Raw genomic sequence first — 15,584 nt, forward strand, 5'->3', positions numbered from 1 at the left:
CTGCTTCTACTCGATGTTCGCGAAGGAGGGCGGCCGCGTCGGCAGCGGTGCCCTCGGGAGCGGGCAGGGCGGAGTGGCGCGATGTGCGCGATGACGTACGCGCACTGCCTGCGCGCCCTGTCCCCCCACCTGACGTCCCAGCAGCGACGAAGACCTTTAGCCGAACTCCCGGCCACGACCTGAGAGACCGTGACCGCCGGGCCAACGAGAGGACAGCCTCCCGTGCCTGCCAACCGCTCACTGCTTCGCGGCGCGACAGCCGCACTCGCCGCCCTTCCCCTCCTCACCCTCGCCGCCTGCGGCTACGGGTCCGAGGCCAAGGACGGCTCCGCCAGCCAGAAGATCGCCGCCGGAGCCAAGAAGATCGACGGTCTCGACTCCGTGAAGATCGGCTACTTCGGCAACCTCACCCATGCGACCGCACTCGTCGGCGTCCAGAAAGGCTTCTTCCAGAAGTCGCTCGGCGGCACGCAGGCCAAGTACCAGATCTTCAACGCCGGTCCCTCCGAGATCGAGGCCCTCAACTCCGGTGCCATCGACATCGGCTGGATCGGCCCCTCCCCGGCGATCAACGGCTACACCAAGTCCGACGGCAAGAGTCTGCGCATCATCGGCGGTTCGGCGTCCGGCGGGGTGAAGCTCGTCGTCGACCCGAAGAAGATCAAGTCGCTGAAGGACGTCAAGGGCAAGAACATCGCGACGCCTCAGCTCGGCAACACGCAGGACGTGGCCTTCCTCAACTGGGTCGCGGAGCAGGGCTGGAAGGTCGACCCGGAGAGCGGCAAGGGCGATGTCTCGGTGGTCCGCACCGACAACAAGGTCACCCCTGACGCCTTCAAGTCCGGCTCGATCGACGGCGCCTGGGTGCCCGAGCCGACCGCGTCCAAGCTGGTCGCGGAGGGCGGCAAGGTCCTGCTGGACGAGTCGTCGCTGTGGCCCGGCAACAAGTTCGTGATCACGAACATCATCGTGTCGCAGAAGTTCCTCACGGAGCACCCGAAGGCCGTGGAGGCGGTGCTCAAGGCGTCGGTCGACACCAACAAGTGGATCAATGCCAACCCGGACGAGGCCAAGGCCGCGGCGAACAAGCAGCTGGAGGCGGACTCCGGCAAGGCCCTGCCGGCGAACGTGCTGGACCCGGCGTGGAAGTCGATCCAGATCACCGACGACCCGCTGGCCTCGACCCTGAACACCGAGGCGCAGCACGCGGTCAAGTCCGGTCTGCTGAAGGACCCGAAGCTGGACGGCATCTACGACCTGACCCTGCTGAACACGGTCCTCAAGGACGAGGGCGAGAGCGCCGTCGACGACGCCGGCCTCGGCGCCAAGTAAGCCCGGTCCCGAAGAGTTCCCAGGAGGTGACGACCATGGCCACCGCTCTCGCCAAGGCCGCCGAAGGCGCCGCGTCGGTGGAGCACGCCGCGCGCATCGAGCATGTCTCGAAGTCCTTCGCCGGGCCCGCCGGACAGCAGCTCGTCCTCGACGACATCACCCTGGATGTCGCCCCGGGTGAGTTCGTCACCCTCCTGGGGGCCTCGGGCTGCGGCAAGTCCACCCTGCTCAACCTGGTCGCGGGGCTCGACGAGCCCTCCGCGGGCAGCATCACCACCCAGGGGCGCCCGGCCCTGATGTTCCAGGAACACGCCCTGTTCCCCTGGCTGACCGCGGGCAAGAACATAGAACTCGCCCTGAAGCTCCGGGGCGTTCCGAAGAGCGAACGGCGCGGCAAGGCCGAGGAGCTGCTCGAACTCGTCCGTCTCCAGGGCTCGTACGGAAAGCGGGTGCACGAGCTGTCCGGCGGTATGCGCCAGCGTGTCGCCATGGCCCGCGCCCTGGCGCAGGACAGCCAACTGCTGCTGATGGACGAGCCGTTCGCGGCGCTCGACGCGATCACCCGGGACGTGCTGCACGACGAGCTGACCCGGATCTGGGCGGAGACGGGCCTGTCCGTGCTGTTCGTCACGCACAACGTGCGTGAGGCGGTGCGGCTGGCGCAACGCGTCGTGCTGCTGTCCTCGCGTCCGGGCCGGGTGGCGCGGGAGTGGACGGTCGGCATTCCGCAGCCGCGCCGTATCGAGGACGCCCCGGTGGCGGAACTGTCCGTCGAGATCACCGAAGTACTGCGTGGGGAGATCCGCCGTCATGGCCAGCACTGAGACCACCGACCCGACGGCGGACTCCTCCGTCAGGGACAGCGCCGGGCTGGGCGGCCTGGAGGCGGGCCTCGACGCCCTGGAGGTCTCCGCCACCGGCCGGACGCCCTTCCGGCAGACCTTCGTCAACAAGATCCTGCCGCCGCTCCTCGCGATCGCGTTCGTGGTGCTGGTCTGGCAGGCACTGGTCTCCTTCAAGGTCGTCGACGATCCGACCAAGCTGCCGTCCCCCGGTGACGTGTGGGGCGAGGTGGAGGACGCCTGGCTCCAGGGCAAGCTGCTCGGCTACATCTGGACCAGCGTCTCGCGCGGTCTGCTGGGCTTCCTGTTCGCCCTCGCGATCGGCACCCCGCTGGGCCTGCTGGTGGCCCGTGTGAAGTTCGTGCGCGCGGCCATCGGCCCGATCCTGTCCGGCCTCCAGTCGCTCCCGTCGGTGGCCTGGGTGCCGCCGGCGGTGATCTGGCTGGGCCTGAACAACTCGATGATGTACGCGGTGATCCTGCTCGGTGCCGTGCCGTCGATCGCCAACGGCCTGGTGTCGGGGGTCGACCAGGTGCCGCCGCTCTTCCTGCGGGCGGGCCGGACGATGGGTGCGACCGGGCTCAGGGGCACCTGGCACATCGTCATGCCCGCCGCGCTGCCGGGCTATCTGGCGGGTCTGAAGCAGGGCTGGGCCTTCTCCTGGCGCTCGCTGATGGCGGCGGAGATCATCGCCTCCTCGCCCGACCTCGGCATCGGACTGGGCGCGCTGCTGGAGAACGGCCGCAACGCCAGTTCCATGTCCATGGTCTTCGAGGCCGTCATCCTGATCCTGATCGTCGGTATCGCGATCGACCTGCTGATCTTCAGTCCGCTGGAGCGGTGGGTGCTGCGCAGTCGCGGTCTTCTCGTCAAGGGCTGACATCCCATGCATCCGAAGCCGGTCCGCCCCGTCCTGGTGGTCGTCGCCCACGGCAGCCGCGATCCGCGGCACGCCGCGACGGTGCACGCCCTCGTACGGCGGGTACGGTCGCTGCGGCCCGGGTTGCGTGTGGAGACCGGCTTCCTGGACTTCAACGTCCCCTCCGTGCGGGGGGTCCTGGAGTCGCTGGCGGCCGAGGGAGTACGCGACGTGGTGGCGCTCCCCCTGCTGCTGACGCGGGCGTTCCATGCGAAGGCGGACATCCCGGCGGTCCTGCGGGAGGCTCCGCCCGGGCTGCGGATCCGGCAGGCGGAGGTGCTCGGACCCTCGCCGCTGCTGCTCGACGCGCTGGAGCGGCGGCTGTACGAGGCGGGGCTGACCCCCGCCGACAAGTCCTCGACCGGGGTCGTGCTGGCCTCGGCGGGGTCGACGGACCCGGAGGCGATCGCAGTGATCGCTGACATCGCGCGGGAGTGGCGGCACACCGGTTGGTGCGCCGTGCGGCCTGCGTTCGCCTCCGCATCCTTGCCCCGCACCGAGGACGCGGTGCGGGAACTGCGGGCGGCGGGCTGCGCACGGGTGGCCGTGGCGCCGTACGTCCTGGCCCCGGGCTTTCTGCCGGACCGCATCGCCCGGGGCGCCGCCGAGGCGGACGTGCTGGCCGATGTCCTGGGACCCGCGCCGGAGGTGGCCGACGTGGTGCTGGAACGCTACGACGAGGCCCGGCTGCCGCTGCTGACGGCCCTCGGGGCCTGAGACACGGACACGCCACGGGCGCCCACCGCCCGTGGGCGCCCGTGGGCGGTCAGCCGGTGCCCGCGGGAGAGGTGCGGGTGGTCACGGCGCGGTCCGCGCCGTCACCGTCGCCGCCGGGCCGGTGCCCGCGGCCGTCACCGCGGCGACCGTGACCGTGTACGAGGTGCCGGGCCGCAGACCGCCGATCACCCGGAACATGCCCTTGGCGGACGGCTGGGTGACCAGGACGTCCCGGCCCGTCACCTCGATCGGGTCGCGGCCGTCGGAGACCGTCACCCGGTAGCCGATCACCTTGGCGTCGCCGGTCGCGGTCGGCGGGGTCCAGGCGAGGGTGGCCGCCGTGGACTGGGTCCGCAGCTTCGGACCCGTCGGCGCCGCGGGCGGCGCGGTGGCGGCGGTGGGGGTCAGCGGGAGCGAGGCCAGGGACGGGGCGCTGGTGCCGTGGGCATTGGCCGCGGTGACCGTCACCGTGAACGGGCCGCCGCTGGAGGGCAGTCCGCCGATCCGGACGAGCGCGGTGCGCCGGAAGTCCGCGGCGGTGACCGACTGTTCGCCGACCTGCCGGCCGGTGGTGTCGTGGACGCGGACGGTGTAGCCCGTCACCGGTGAACTCCCCTCGACGAAGCTCGGGTTGAAGGTGACGTACAAGGCGTCCGCGCCCGCCGTGCTCGTGCCGACGCGGGAGGGCGCGTCGGGGGCGGAGGCTCCGCCGGCCTCCCGGTGGAGCAGTCCGCGGTAGGCCGGTTCGAGACCCGCGCCCGCGACGATCTCGGACGGGACGTCCGACAGCGCCGTCATGATCTTGTTCCCGGTCGTCACCAGGCCCTTGTTGTCGCTGTCGGCCGTGCCCTCCTCCCACCAGTTGTCCTTGACCAGGGTCGGGTCGTTGCTGCCCAGGTCGTCGCGGTAGTCGGTGTGGCGGGAGGCGACGTTGGCGTACGAGGCGTGGAACAGGACGTTGCCCTGGACCGTCTCGTAGGTGCAGCCGTTGTCGGTGTAGACGCTTTTGCCGAGGCCCCACTGGTCGTGGATGACATTGCCGGTGACCTGTTCTCCGTCGGCCATCGACGTGCCGGTCAGGCCCTGGGTGTAGATGCCGCCGCCGTCGTCGAGCATCTGCATGTAGTCGTGGATCAGGTTGTCGCGGACCGCGTTGTCGTGGCTGGGGTTCGGGGTCGCCGGGTCGCCGATCTTGTCGGGCCAGCCGCCCCAGCCCATCGAGACGGCGCTGTAGCCGACATGGTCGATCTGGTTGTGGGCGATGGTGTCGTGCTCGGTGTAGCCGTTGAGGATCGCCACGCCGCCGTGGTACTCACGGGGCAGGCCGTAGAGGTGATTGTCGGTCACCTGGACGCCCGAGACGGGGGTTTGACCGTCCACGCCGCCGATCTCCAGGCCGTTGCCGGAGATGTCGGTGAAGACGCTGCCGCTGACGGTGGAGTCCTCGCTGCCCGCCCCGAGGTCGAGTCCGGAGGCGCCGAGATGGGCGAAGACGTCGTCGGCGAAGGCGATGCGCTGCCCGTAGGTGAAGGACACGTTGCCGGGCATCTTCGTCCAGGAGGCGAACGGGCAGGTGCCGCCGTCGACGTAGTGGCACAGCCCCTGGGTGGCCCAGCCGCGGTCGCCGGTGAGGGTGTAGCCGGCCTGGATCTCGGAGAAGCCCTCGGGACCGGACGGGGTCAGCCAGGTCGCGTAGCTGAACCGCAGTCCGCGCAGGACGATGTCGTGCACGGGCGCGTCGGCGGTGCCCCGGCCGTCGACCAGCTTCTCGGCGGCGGGCGCCTCGACGTCGGCCCGGCCGAGGTTCTCGCCCTTGCGCGGCAGGTAGTAGACGCGGTGGGCACCGCGGTCGAGGTACCACTCGCCGGGCTGGTCGAGGAGTTCGTAGGCGTTCTCGACGTAGGTCGCCTTGCCGCTGTTGGTGAGCCGGCCCGGCCCGACCATGCTGACCGTGCGACCGGGGATGTCCGGGAACTCGACCCGCTTGTTGGAGTTGTCCCAGCACGGCTGGGCCATGGTGATGGTGGTGCCCTCGGCGGAGGCGATACGGCAGCGGGGCTCGGTCCACTGGCCGAGGCCGTTGCGCTCGATGTTCCACAGCGCCTCGCCGCAGGTGTAGACGAACTCGGCGTCGGAGGGTCGCTTCCAGCGGGCGATGGTGTCGGAGGACGCCGTGTAGCCGGTCGCCGTCTGGGTCAGGGTCACCGGGACGGCGCCCCGGGCCCGCTGGGCGCGCACCCCGTCGACGTACAACTGCCGTGTGTCGGTGAGCCCTTGGGGTGCGGGCGCGGACCAGAGGCCCGGCCGGCCCCGGACCGGCCGCCAGCCGGTGACCCGGCGGCCGCCGCTCACGACGGTGTCGCCCGTGCCCTGCCAGATGACGCGGTGGCCATGGGTACCGGAGTCACGGGCGTCCAGGACGAGGGGGTCCGTCAGTCGGTAGGTACCCGACGCGAGATGGACCGTCAGATCGGCCCGCAGATCCGCGACGCGTGGGCGGGCCAGATCGCGGGCGCGTTCCAGGGTACGGACCGGGTGGCGGGCGGTGCCGTCGGCGTGGTCGTTCCCGGACGGGGACACATAGACGTCCGGGGACGCGGGCCGGTCCTGGGCGACGGCGCCCGGGACGCCGGCGGCCAGGATCGCGCAGACAAGGGTGACGAGGGCGGCTCTTCGGTGCATGGGCATGGAACCCTCCCGTGGGCTTAACCTGTACCCAACGGCGGGAAAGGTAGGAGCACTTGAGCGACTCAGTCAATTGAAGTGACGTATCTTGCCGAAAGAGGTCCCTACTGGGGGCTACCCGTACTCAGATTCATCCGAGCAGTGGTCACATCTCTGACTGAGTCCTGGAAGGGCGTTCAGAGTTCCGGCGCATACCGGTCGGCCAGGGCGGCCACGGTCTCGGCGAGGGCCCGGCGCAGCTCCGGCGGGCCGAGCACTTCGGCCTCCGCACCGAGCCGGAGCAGATCACCCACGGCCACCGCCTGGGCCTCGACCGGCAGTTCCACCTGGACCCAGCCCTCGTGGTCCGGCGCTCCGGCGGTTTCGAGGGCCTGTCTGCCGGCCGTGCCGAACTGCATGGGCAGCAGCCGCTGTGCGCGGGGAGAGAGCCGTACCCGCGCGATTCCCTGGTGGCACGCGTCCTCCAGGCGCCGGGAGGACTCCGCCCAGTAGGCGGCCAGCTCGAACGCGGGCGGGCGGGCGAAGACCTCGTCCGTGATCTCCACCGCCAGGAACCTCGATATCCGGTAGGTCCGCAGCGCCTCGTCCACGAGCGCCACCAGGTACCAGATGCCGCCCTTGAGGACGACGCCGAGCGGGCGCAGCTCCCGGTGGACCTCGCCGCGCCAGCGCCGGTAGTGGGCGCGCAGCACACGCTGTTCCCACACCGCCTGTGCGACCGGCGCCAGATGCGGGACCGGGTCGGCGTCCCGGAACCAGGCCGGCGCGTCGAGATGGAACCGCTCCTCGACAAGCCGGGTGCGCGCGGCCGGTTCGGCGGGCAGGGCGGCCCTGAGCTTCAGCTGAGCGGTCGCCAGCACCGGCCCCAGACCGAGATCCCGCGCCGGGCCGGGTGCCCCGGCGAGGAAGAGGGCGCCGGCCTCGGCGTCGGTGAGCCCGGTCAGCCGTGTGCGGTATCCGTCCATCAGCCGGTAGCCGCCGGCGGGTCCGCGGTCGGCGCGCACCGGTACGCCCGAGACGATGAGCGCCTCGATGTCGCGGTAGACCGTGCGGACCGACACCTCCAGCTCGGCGGCGAGGTCCGGCGCGGTCATCCGTCCGCGGTTCTGCAACAGCAGGAGCAGCGAGAGAAGCCGGTCGGCACGCATGGGGGCCATTGTGCCGCCGTACCTGACAGAAGGTGTCAGGTACGGCGGTCAGGCTGGTCACCGCACCGCTGACCCCTCGGCGGCCGACCGAAAGGATCCCCATGCCCGCGCACATCACCGGCCACATCACCTCCGCCGACTGGAAGGAGCTCCCGGCCGGGCCGGCCGGGACGACGCCGAGGCTCGCCCGCGCCTCCGTGACCAACACCTTCAGCGGCGGCATCGAGGCGGACGGCACGACCTGCGAGTACACCATCGTCCACGGCACCGAGAAGACCGGCGGTTTCACCGGCATGGAGCTGCTGGCCGGGCGGCTGGAGGGACGGGAGGGCAGCTTCGTCGTGGAGCAGCGCGGCACCTTCGCGGCCGACGGCACCGTGCACAGCACCTTCGAGGTGGTGCCGGGGACGGGCACCGGCGAACTGACCGGTCTCACCGGCACCGGCGCCTTCACCTACGCACCGGGCGAGTCGTCCTTCCCCTACACCTTCGACTACGACCTCGGCTGATCCTCGGCGGTCCGGTCCGCGCCGGTGGCCCGGACCGCCTGCTCCGCCTCCTCGGCGCGTCGCACCAGCTCCGCCACCGGCAGCGACCCGGCCAGCCGCCGATCACGCGCGAACGTGGTCGCGAGCTGTTGCAGCAGCTCGTTCAGGGGCGTGGGTACGCCGTGCAGCCGGCCGAGGAGCACGATCTCGCCGTTGAGGTAGTCGGCCTCGATCGTGCCGGTGCCGCGGGTGAGCGACTGCCAGGAGGAGCCACCGCCCCGCACGGCCCCGTCGAGCGGCACCAGACGTATCTTGTCCCCGCGTGCCTCCTTCTGTTCCGTCGTGCTCGCGTTCGGGATCCCGGCGGCCCTGAACACCGACTCGCCCTCGGCGCGTACCCGTTCCAGCAGCCGCTGCGCCTCCTCGTCGGCCAGGGGCCCGCTCACCGCCTCGACGGCGTTGGCGAGGTTGGCCAGCAGCTTGGCGTACTGCCAGCGCGCCACATCCGGCACGACGGGTGCCTCGAACCGGGCGCTCTCCAGATCGGCGGCGATGCGGCGGACGGTGTCATCGGTGCCGTGGGGGTGGCGGCCGAGGTGCAGGATGCCGGTGAGGGGGGTGCCCGCCGCGGAGACCACGCCCGGTTCCACATAGGTGCACGGCAGCCAGACGCAGACCCCGTACACCCGGCGAAAGCGGCGCAGGGCGATCCGGGGGCTCTCCACCCCGTTCTGCAGACAGACCACGGGCAGGTCCGCGGCGGCCGTGCCGCCGCCCGCGACGGGCGCCGGGCCCCAGGTGTCCAGGGCGCCCTCGCTGTCCTGGGTCTTGACCGTCAGCATGAGCACGTCGTCCGGACGCAACTCGCCCAGTGCGTCGGGCCCGTCGACGACCGGCAGCCGGTGGATCCGCTCGCCCTCCGGGCCGTGGAAGCGCAGTCCGTGCTCCCTCAGCGCGGTGAGCTGCGCGCCGCGCGCGACCAGGACCACGTCGTGCCCCGCCTCGGCGAGCCGGGCGCCGATGGTCCCGCCGACCGCCCCTGCTCCGATGATGATGTAGCGCATGCCAACGAGCCTCGCACATGCCCCGGTTGCCCTCTCCCCGGGGCCGGACGTGCCTGCGGGGCTCGCCGGAGGTCATTCTCCGGTCGCGGTCATCTCGACCAGCTTGACGACGGTGTTCCAGTTCCGGGTGGTGGCGATCAGGCCCTTGGCCAGCCGGGGCCTGGCGAGGTGCTCGGCGAGCTTGGAGCGGCCGAGTCCGTCGGGAGCGTAGAGATAGAGGGCGCGGTCGCCCAGCCGGAACTCCTCGGGCAGATACACGGCCGGGTCGATCTCGGCGAACCGCTCGGCGTCGACCGGCTCCGAGAAGTACGTGAGATGCAGCTGCCTGCCCTCCAGCCGGTCCGCGGGGAACGGACAGGCGTCGCGCACGGACGCCAGATAGGCGTGGTCGCGCACGATCACATCGACGGAGAAACCGAATCGTTTCTCGATCGCCCCGCCGAGCTCCGCGGCGAGAAACTCCTCGCCACCGTGGTCGCAGGAGAAGACGGCCTGGCCGCTCTGGAGATAGGTACGGGCGCCGGCGTAGCCGAGACCCTCCATCAGGGTACGCAGTTCGGCCATCGGAACCTTCTTGCTGCCGCCCACGTTGATCCCGCGCAGCAGCGCCGCGTACGTCGTCGTCATCCGCACACCCTACGGCCGCACGGACCCTGATGCCGGTCCCCCGAGAACCCCGAACAGGTGTAAGGGGCGCCCTCCTCCCCGATGGTGAGACGACGGTGTCCGAGGGGAGGAGCCGGACGGTGCGCGGTTCACCGGCCAGCACGAGGTGAGGCTCCCCCGCCCGCCCCTACCGTCGAAGCGAACGGTGACGGCAGGGAGCCGGCACGTGCACACGAGGGGGGCACGCCCGTCATGGGGAACGGAGACACACGGGTGCGGGGCATCGCCGCGCGGGCCGGCGGCTGGAGCGCCCGGCACCGTTGGGCTGCCGTCGGCATCTGGGTACTGTTCGTCGTCCTGGCGATGGCCGTCGGCTCGGCGGCCGGCCGCGTCGACGTCAAGGACAGCGACCAGATGGGGGGCGAGACACACACCGCCGCACAGATCATCCAAGACGCGGGCATCGAGCAGCCGGCCGGTGAGACCGTCCTGATCCAGGCCGAGGACGGCCGGACCACCACCACGGACCCGGCGTTCCGCTCCGCCGTCACCGCGGTCGTACGGGCCGTCGAGGGCACCGGGCGGGTGACGGACGTGATGTCTCCGTACGACACCAGGACCATCTCCCGGGACGGCCGCAGCGCGCTGGTGCGGTTCGACATGCGCGGGGACGCGGACACCGCGGGCGACCGGGTCGAGCCGGTGCTGAAGGCCGTCGCCGGGGTCCAGAAGGAGCACGGCGGGCTGCGGATCGAGGAGATCGGCGGCGCCAGTATGCAGAAGACGTTCTCCGACGCGTTCGGGGACGACTTCAAGCAGGCCGAGTACTCCGCGGTGCCGGTGGCGCTCGGGATCCTGCTCATCGCGTTCGGTGCGCTGGTCGCCGCGCTGCTCCCGGTGGGACTGGCCATCACCGCGATCATGGCGACGATGGGTCTGATGGGCATCGTCAGCCATCTGCAGCCGATGAGTGACACCGCCAACTCCGTGATGCTGCTGGTGGGCATGGCCGTCGGCGTCGACTACTGCCTGTTCTATCTGCGGCGCGAGCGTGAGGAGCGGGCGGCCGGCCGGGACCCGGGCACCGCGCTGCGGATCGCGGCCGCGACCAGCGGGCGCGCCGTCATCGTCTCCGGTGTCACCGTGTGTGTCGCCATGGCGGGCATGCTCTTCACGGGGATCGCCACCTTCGAGGCGATGGGCCTGGCCTCTCTGATGGTGGTGGCGGTGGCCATGGTCGGTTCGGTGACCGTGCTGCCCGCGCTGCTGTCCCTGCTCGGCGCACGGGTGGAGAAGGGGCGTCTTCCGTTCCTGCACCCGGACCGCCGGCGCCGTGCCGGCGCCCGTTCCTCCGCCGAGGGCAGCCGGCTGTGGGCCGCCGTGCTCAAGGTCGTCCTCGCCCGGCCCGCCGTCTCGCTGGTGGTCGCGGCGGGCGCCCTGCTGGCGGTCGCGGCGCCCGCGCTCGGCATGAAGACCCAGAACCTGACCATGGACCAGGAGTTCGGCGACAAGCTGCCGATCGTGGCCACGTACAACCGGGTCAACGACGCCTTCCCCGGCGGCTCCGAGCCCGCTCAGGTCGTCGTCCGGGCCAAGGACATCAACGCCCCCGACGTGAAGGCGGCGCTCGCCGACTTCCGGGCGCAGGCGATCAGTTCGGGCGCCTCGCGGGGCCCGGTGGACATCAGGCTGCACGACGCGCAGAACGTGGCCGTGGTCTCCGTCCCGCTGGTCGGCGGCTCGGACCTGGACCGGGCGGGCAAGAGCCTGGAACTGCTGCGCGACAAGGTGCGGCCGGACACCCTCGGCAAGGTCGACGGCGTACAGGCGCCGATCACCGGGCAGGTCGCGGGCTCGCACGACTTCAACGACCAGCTCGTCGGCTCGGTGGTCCCGGTCTTCGCGTTCGTCGTGGTCTTCGCCTTCCTGCTGATGCTCGTGTCCTTCCGCTCGCTGACGGTCGCGATCACCTCGATCGTGCTCAACCTGCTGTCGGTCGGGGCGGCGTACGGCATCCTGGTCGCCGTCTTCCAGCACGGCTGGGGCGCGTCGCTGGTGGGCGCCCATGGCGTGGGCGCGATCGTGACCTGGCTGCCGCTGTTCCTCTTCGTCATCCTGTTCGGGCTCTCGATGGACTACCACGTGTTCGTGGTCTCCCGGATCCGCGAGGCGCGGCTGCGCGGCCGTTCCACGAAGGAGGCCATCACGCACGGCGTGGTGACCACGGCGGGGGTCGTCACCAGCGCCGCGGTCATCATGGTGGCCGTCTTCGCGATCTTCGGCACGCTGTCGATGCAGTCCATGAAGCAGATGGGCGTGGGCCTCGCCGCCGCGGTGCTCATCGACGCGACCGTCATCCGGGGCGTGCTGCTCCCGGCGATGATGGCCCTGCTCGGCGAGCGCAACTGGTATCTGCCGAAGTGGCTGCACCGGCTGCCCGACCTGACGCACGACGAGTCGGCCCTGGCGTCCCCGCCGCCCCGGCCTCCGGCGCCGGAGGGGGAGAAGGCAGGCGTCTGATCCCTGCCGGTGAGCACACCGCGGGCCTGCGTGGCCGGGATGCACGTCCCGGCCACGCTGTCGTTGCACCGGCCCCCGGCGGCGGGACCTGGCCCGTGCCCCGCGGACACGGTGCGACCTGGGGGAATGCGACACTGACGGGCGGACGGCCGGGGAGACGCCCGGGGCATGCACTCCGGGGCGTGTTGCTCGGGAACGGGCTCGGCGGCCGCTCACGAGGACATCGAGGACCGCGTCGAGGCACGGAGGCGAACATGGACGAGGCGAAGGCGCGCGACCTGCTGGCGGCGGCAGGCGTACTGCCCGGGCGGGCCGGGGACGCACGGCTGCTCGCCCTGGGCGAGAACGCGGTGTTCGCCGCCGGTGACCTGGTGGTCAAGGTGGGCCGCGACGCCGAACTCCTCGACCGCGCCCGGCGGGAGCTGGACGCCGCCGTCTGGCTCGCCGAGGAGGGCGTCCCCGCCGTGCGGGCCGCCGAGCCCCGGCCGCTCCTCGTGGACGGCCACCCGGTGACGGTGTGGCACCGGCTGCCCGATCCCGTACGCCCCGCCGAGCCGCGGGACCTGGCCGAACTGCTGCGGATCGTGCACGCACTCCCCTCCCCCTCCTTCGCACTGCCGCCCCGCGATCTGCTGGGCGGTGTGGAGCGCTGGCTGCGGCTGGCGGGCGACGCGATCGACCCCGCGGACGCGGCGTATCTGCGCGAGCGCCGGGACGGGTTCGCCACCGCGGCGGCGGCCCTGACACCGCATCTGCCGCCGGGCCCGATCCACGGGGACGCGCTGCCCCGCAATGTGCACATCGGCCCGGACGGACCGGTCCTGGTGGACCTGGAGACCTTCGCCGCGGATCTGCGCGAGCACGACCTGGTGGTCATGGCCCTGTCCCGCGACCGCTACGGGCTGCCCGCCGAGGCCTACGACTCCTTCACCCGGGCCTATGGCTGGGACGTGCGCGCCTGGGAGGGCTGCTCCGTGCTGCGCGGCGCGCGCGAGACCGCCAGCTGCGCCTGGGTCGCACAGCACGCGCCGAGCAACCCCAGGGCACTCGCCGAGTTCGAGCGGCGGGTGGCGTCCCTGCGGGACGGGGACGAGACCGTCCGCTGGTATCCCTTCTGAGCCCTGCCCCTTGATCCCGCGAGGCCCGGTCAGACCGTGTGCTGCGCCGCCTCCCGCAGCGGCCACGCGCCGTCCACCACGGCCTCCGTGTCGCCCTTGCGGCGCAGAAACGCCTGGAAGTCCGCCGCCCAGTCCGCGTGCCACTCGATCTGGCGGCGGTGCAGCTCCGCCGGGCCGAGCCCCGCGATCTTCGGGTGGCGGCCGGCTATCGCGCGGGCGAGCCTGGCCGCGGCCAGGGCGTCCGCGGCGGCGTTGTGCGCCGAGTCCAGCGGGACGCCGTACTCCTCGCAGACCGCCTGAAGGGTGCGTTTGCCCCGGCGGTAGCGGTCGGCCCGGCGGTCGATGGTGTACGGGTCGATGACGGGCGCGGGCTCCGGGCCGCCGAGCCGCTCGCTCAGTGAGGGCAGTCCGTACCGGTGCAGCTCGGCCGTGAGCAGGGTCAGGTCGAAGGAAGCGTTGTACGCGACGACCGGGACGCCCGTCTTCCAGTACCCCGTGAGGACGTCGGCGATCGCGTCCGCGACCCGGTCGGCCGGGCTGCCCTCGGCGGCCGCCCGCTCATTGCTGACCCCGTGCACCGCCACAGCGTCCGCCGGGATCTCCACACCGGGATCGGCCAGCCATTCGCGGCGGCCCAGCGGCTCCCCGTCCTTGACCTCGATCACCGCCCCCGTGACGATGCGCGCCTCATACGGATCCGTCCCGGTCGTCTCCAGGTCGAATCCGATGAGCAGCTCTCGGTGCCAGGCCATGGCGGCCCCCCTTCTCAGTGGTGCTTTCCCCCAGTGGTCTCCACCTTCGCATGCGCCACTGACAATCCGGGGAGCGTGCTCCGCTCGGCCCCCGGCCGGCATCCACTTCGGGACAGTTCAGGACACGGGTCGCGAATCGGCCCAAGCTTGTTCGAACTCCTCGCGATAGGTCGGGAAGAGACCACCCTCGACGGCCTCGTCCGACTTGACGACCCGGCTGCCGTTGCGCAGCACCAGCACCGGTGCCTCCATACCGCGGCTGCGCCGCAGATAGGACTGCACCACCGCGACCCCGTCGGAGCCGTCCCCGTCCACCAGGTACGCGGTGAAGCGGGGGGTCTCGTCGAAGACCTGGATCTCGAAGGCGCCCGGGTCGCGGAGCCGGGCGCGTACCCGGCGCATGTGCAGGATGTTCATCTCGACGGCCCGGCTCAGCTCGCCCTTCTTGATGCCCAGTTCCCGCTCGCGCCGTTTGACGGCGCTGGAGGCCGGATTGAGGAACAGCAGACGCAGCCGGGCTCCCGACTCCGCGAGGCGCACCAGCCGGCGCCCGGAGAAGTTCTGCACGAGCAGATTGAGGCCGATGCCGATGGCGTCGAGGCGGCGGGCGCCGCCGAAGATGTCCTCGGCGGGGAACTGCCGCAGCAGCCGTACCCGGTCGGGGTGGACGGCGACCACGTCCGCGTACCGGTCGCCCACCAGGTCCTCGACCGCGTCCACGGGCAGCCGGCGCGCGGAGGGCACGTCGCCGCCCGCGCCGAGGATCTCCAGCAGCCGGGCGGAGGCGCGCTCGGCCTGGGCGAGCACCGTCTCCGACAGGGCCCGGTTGCGCGAGACCACGTTCCGGGTCACTTCGAGCTCGTCCAGGGCGAGTTCGACGTCACGGCGCTCGTCTATGTACGGCTCGAAGCACGGCCAGTGCTGCACCATCAGCTCGCGCAGCTGCGGCAGCGTCAGAAAGCTGAGCACGTTGTCGTCGGCGGGGTCGAGCAGATACCCCTTCCGGCGGCTGACCTCGCGGACGGCGACCGCGCGCTGCACCCACTCCTGGCCGGCCGGCCCGGCCGCGGCGACCACCCAGTCGTCGCCGTGGACGGGTTCGTAGATGGGACGGAGGACAGCGGCCACGACCGCGCGCAGCCGCTGTTCGACCAGATTCAGCCAGATGTAGGCGCGGCCGGCCCGCTGGGCGCGGGTCCGCACCTCGCGCCATGCCTCGGCGTTCCAGTCCAGTTCCGGTCCGATGGATCCCATCTCCATCGGCCGTGCCAGGGACACCGCCCCGGGCGGGACATCCGTGGAGTTTCCCTCGTGACCCTCGTCACCAGGGGGCAGCTCCAGCCCTCCCGAGCCCACCCGCGCACCGCCTTCCGCTCCCCCGAGCCACCTCAGG

Annotated in this window: 13 protein-coding genes; 7 read left to right on the top strand and 6 right to left on the bottom strand. The window is 71.7% G+C overall.

Going from position 1 to position 15,584, the window contains the following annotated elements:
• The first annotated feature begins 222 nt into the window (after window positions 1-222).
• The 4 genes from ACFY2Z_RS03830 to ACFY2Z_RS03845 are packed head-to-tail and all read left to right on the top strand — an operon-like array spanning window position 223 to window position 3,810.
• Window positions 223-1,332 carry an aliphatic sulfonate ABC transporter substrate-binding protein gene (locus ACFY2Z_RS03830; RefSeq protein ID WP_390742562.1) on the top strand — a complete coding sequence of 370 codons (1,110 nt, stop codon included), beginning with the start codon at window positions 223-225 and terminating at the stop codon, window positions 1,330-1,332.
• Window positions 1,333-1,367: 35 nt separating this feature from the next.
• Window positions 1,368-2,156 carry an ABC transporter ATP-binding protein gene (locus ACFY2Z_RS03835; protein ID WP_390742563.1) on the top strand — a complete coding sequence of 263 codons (789 nt, stop codon included), beginning with the start codon at window positions 1,368-1,370 and terminating at the stop codon, window positions 2,154-2,156.
• On the top strand, window positions 2,143-3,054 hold the full coding sequence (locus ACFY2Z_RS03840) for an ABC transporter permease (protein WP_390742564.1): 912 nt from the start codon (window positions 2,143-2,145) through the stop codon (window positions 3,052-3,054). Before ACFY2Z_RS03835 ends, ACFY2Z_RS03840 begins: the two co-directional genes overlap by 14 nt.
• Window positions 3,055-3,060: 6 nt before the next feature.
• Window positions 3,061-3,810: a sirohydrochlorin chelatase gene (locus tag ACFY2Z_RS03845; protein WP_390742565.1), complete on the top strand. Its 750-nt coding sequence runs from the start codon at window positions 3,061-3,063 to the stop codon at window positions 3,808-3,810.
• A gap of 81 nt (window positions 3,811-3,891) precedes the next feature.
• Here ACFY2Z_RS03845 and ACFY2Z_RS03850 read toward each other — a convergent pair whose 3' ends face one another.
• Window positions 3,892-6,498, bottom strand: a complete 2,607-nt coding sequence (locus ACFY2Z_RS03850; protein WP_390742566.1) for a fibronectin type III domain-containing protein — start codon at window positions 6,496-6,498, stop codon at window positions 3,892-3,894.
• A gap of 173 nt (window positions 6,499-6,671) precedes the next feature.
• On the bottom strand, window positions 6,672-7,643 hold the full coding sequence (locus ACFY2Z_RS03855; RefSeq protein WP_390742567.1) for a helix-turn-helix transcriptional regulator: 972 nt from the start codon (window positions 7,641-7,643) through the stop codon (window positions 6,672-6,674).
• A 101-nt stretch (window positions 7,644-7,744) separates the two neighbouring features.
• Between ACFY2Z_RS03855 and ACFY2Z_RS03860 the strand changes: the two genes are divergently transcribed.
• Window positions 7,745-8,152, top strand: coding sequence for a DUF3224 domain-containing protein (locus ACFY2Z_RS03860; RefSeq protein ID WP_390742568.1), 408 nt, complete (start codon window positions 7,745-7,747; stop codon window positions 8,150-8,152).
• Here ACFY2Z_RS03860 and ACFY2Z_RS03865 read toward each other — a convergent pair.
• Both ACFY2Z_RS03865 and ACFY2Z_RS03870 read right to left on the bottom strand, forming a co-directional pair.
• Window positions 8,137-9,195 (bottom strand): ketopantoate reductase family protein, encoded by a 1,059-nt coding sequence (locus tag ACFY2Z_RS03865; RefSeq protein WP_390742569.1) that lies wholly within the window; start codon window positions 9,193-9,195, stop codon window positions 8,137-8,139. The genes ACFY2Z_RS03860 and ACFY2Z_RS03865 overlap by 16 nt on opposite strands.
• A 72-nt stretch (window positions 9,196-9,267) precedes the next feature.
• Window positions 9,268-9,822, bottom strand: coding sequence for a DUF1697 domain-containing protein (locus ACFY2Z_RS03870; RefSeq protein ID WP_390742570.1), 555 nt, complete (start codon window positions 9,820-9,822; stop codon window positions 9,268-9,270).
• Window positions 9,823-10,053: 231 nt separating this feature from the next.
• Between ACFY2Z_RS03870 and ACFY2Z_RS03875 the strand changes: the two genes are divergently transcribed.
• Both ACFY2Z_RS03875 and ACFY2Z_RS03880 read left to right on the top strand, forming a co-directional pair.
• Window positions 10,054-12,321, top strand: a complete 2,268-nt coding sequence (locus ACFY2Z_RS03875) for an MMPL family transporter (protein ID WP_390742571.1) — start codon at window positions 10,054-10,056, stop codon at window positions 12,319-12,321.
• 254 nt (window positions 12,322-12,575) lie between these two features.
• On the top strand, window positions 12,576-13,439 hold the full coding sequence (locus tag ACFY2Z_RS03880) for a phosphotransferase enzyme family protein (RefSeq protein WP_390742572.1): 864 nt from the start codon (window positions 12,576-12,578) through the stop codon (window positions 13,437-13,439).
• A gap of 29 nt (window positions 13,440-13,468) precedes the next feature.
• Here ACFY2Z_RS03880 and ACFY2Z_RS03885 read toward each other — a convergent pair whose 3' ends face one another.
• A complete protein-coding gene (locus tag ACFY2Z_RS03885; RefSeq protein ID WP_390742573.1) occupies window positions 13,469-14,191 on the bottom strand; it encodes a 3'-5' exonuclease in 723 nt (240 codons plus the stop codon).
• 117 nt (window positions 14,192-14,308) lie between these two features.
• Window positions 14,309-15,547 carry an SAV2148 family HEPN domain-containing protein gene (locus ACFY2Z_RS03890; RefSeq protein WP_390742574.1) on the bottom strand — a complete coding sequence of 413 codons (1,239 nt, stop codon included), beginning with the start codon at window positions 15,545-15,547 and terminating at the stop codon, window positions 14,309-14,311.
• Window positions 15,548-15,584 lie beyond the last annotated feature (37 nt).

The sequence above is a fragment of the Streptomyces sp. NPDC001222 genome (assembly GCF_042896945.1).
Classification (GTDB): domain Bacteria; phylum Actinomycetota; class Actinomycetes; order Streptomycetales; family Streptomycetaceae; genus Streptomyces; species Streptomyces gibsoniae.

Excerpts from the sequence above, each read along its gene's own strand:
- ACFY2Z_RS03835 (WP_390742563.1), top strand. The coding sequence starts at position 1,368 with ATGGCCACCGCTCTCGCCAAGGCCGCCGAAGGCGCCGCGTCGGTGGAG.
- ACFY2Z_RS03875 (WP_390742571.1), top strand. The coding sequence starts at position 10,054 with ATGGGGAACGGAGACACACGGGTGCGGGGCATCGCCGCGCGGGCCGGC.
- ACFY2Z_RS03850 (WP_390742566.1), bottom strand. The coding sequence starts at position 6,498 with ATGCCCATGCACCGAAGAGCCGCCCTCGTCACCCTTGTCTGCGCGATC.
- ACFY2Z_RS03840 (WP_390742564.1), top strand. The coding sequence starts at position 2,143 with ATGGCCAGCACTGAGACCACCGACCCGACGGCGGACTCCTCCGTCAGG.
- ACFY2Z_RS03845 (WP_390742565.1), top strand. The coding sequence starts at position 3,061 with ATGCATCCGAAGCCGGTCCGCCCCGTCCTGGTGGTCGTCGCCCACGGC.
- ACFY2Z_RS03865 (WP_390742569.1), bottom strand. The coding sequence starts at position 9,195 with ATGCGCTACATCATCATCGGAGCAGGGGCGGTCGGCGGGACCATCGGC.
- ACFY2Z_RS03870 (WP_390742570.1), bottom strand. The coding sequence starts at position 9,822 with ATGACGACGACGTACGCGGCGCTGCTGCGCGGGATCAACGTGGGCGGC.
- ACFY2Z_RS03855 (WP_390742567.1), bottom strand. The coding sequence starts at position 7,643 with ATGCGTGCCGACCGGCTTCTCTCGCTGCTCCTGCTGTTGCAGAACCGC.
- ACFY2Z_RS03860 (WP_390742568.1), top strand. The coding sequence starts at position 7,745 with ATGCCCGCGCACATCACCGGCCACATCACCTCCGCCGACTGGAAGGAG.
- ACFY2Z_RS03880 (WP_390742572.1), top strand. The coding sequence starts at position 12,576 with ATGGACGAGGCGAAGGCGCGCGACCTGCTGGCGGCGGCAGGCGTACTG.
- ACFY2Z_RS03885 (WP_390742573.1), bottom strand. The coding sequence starts at position 14,191 with ATGGCCTGGCACCGAGAGCTGCTCATCGGATTCGACCTGGAGACGACC.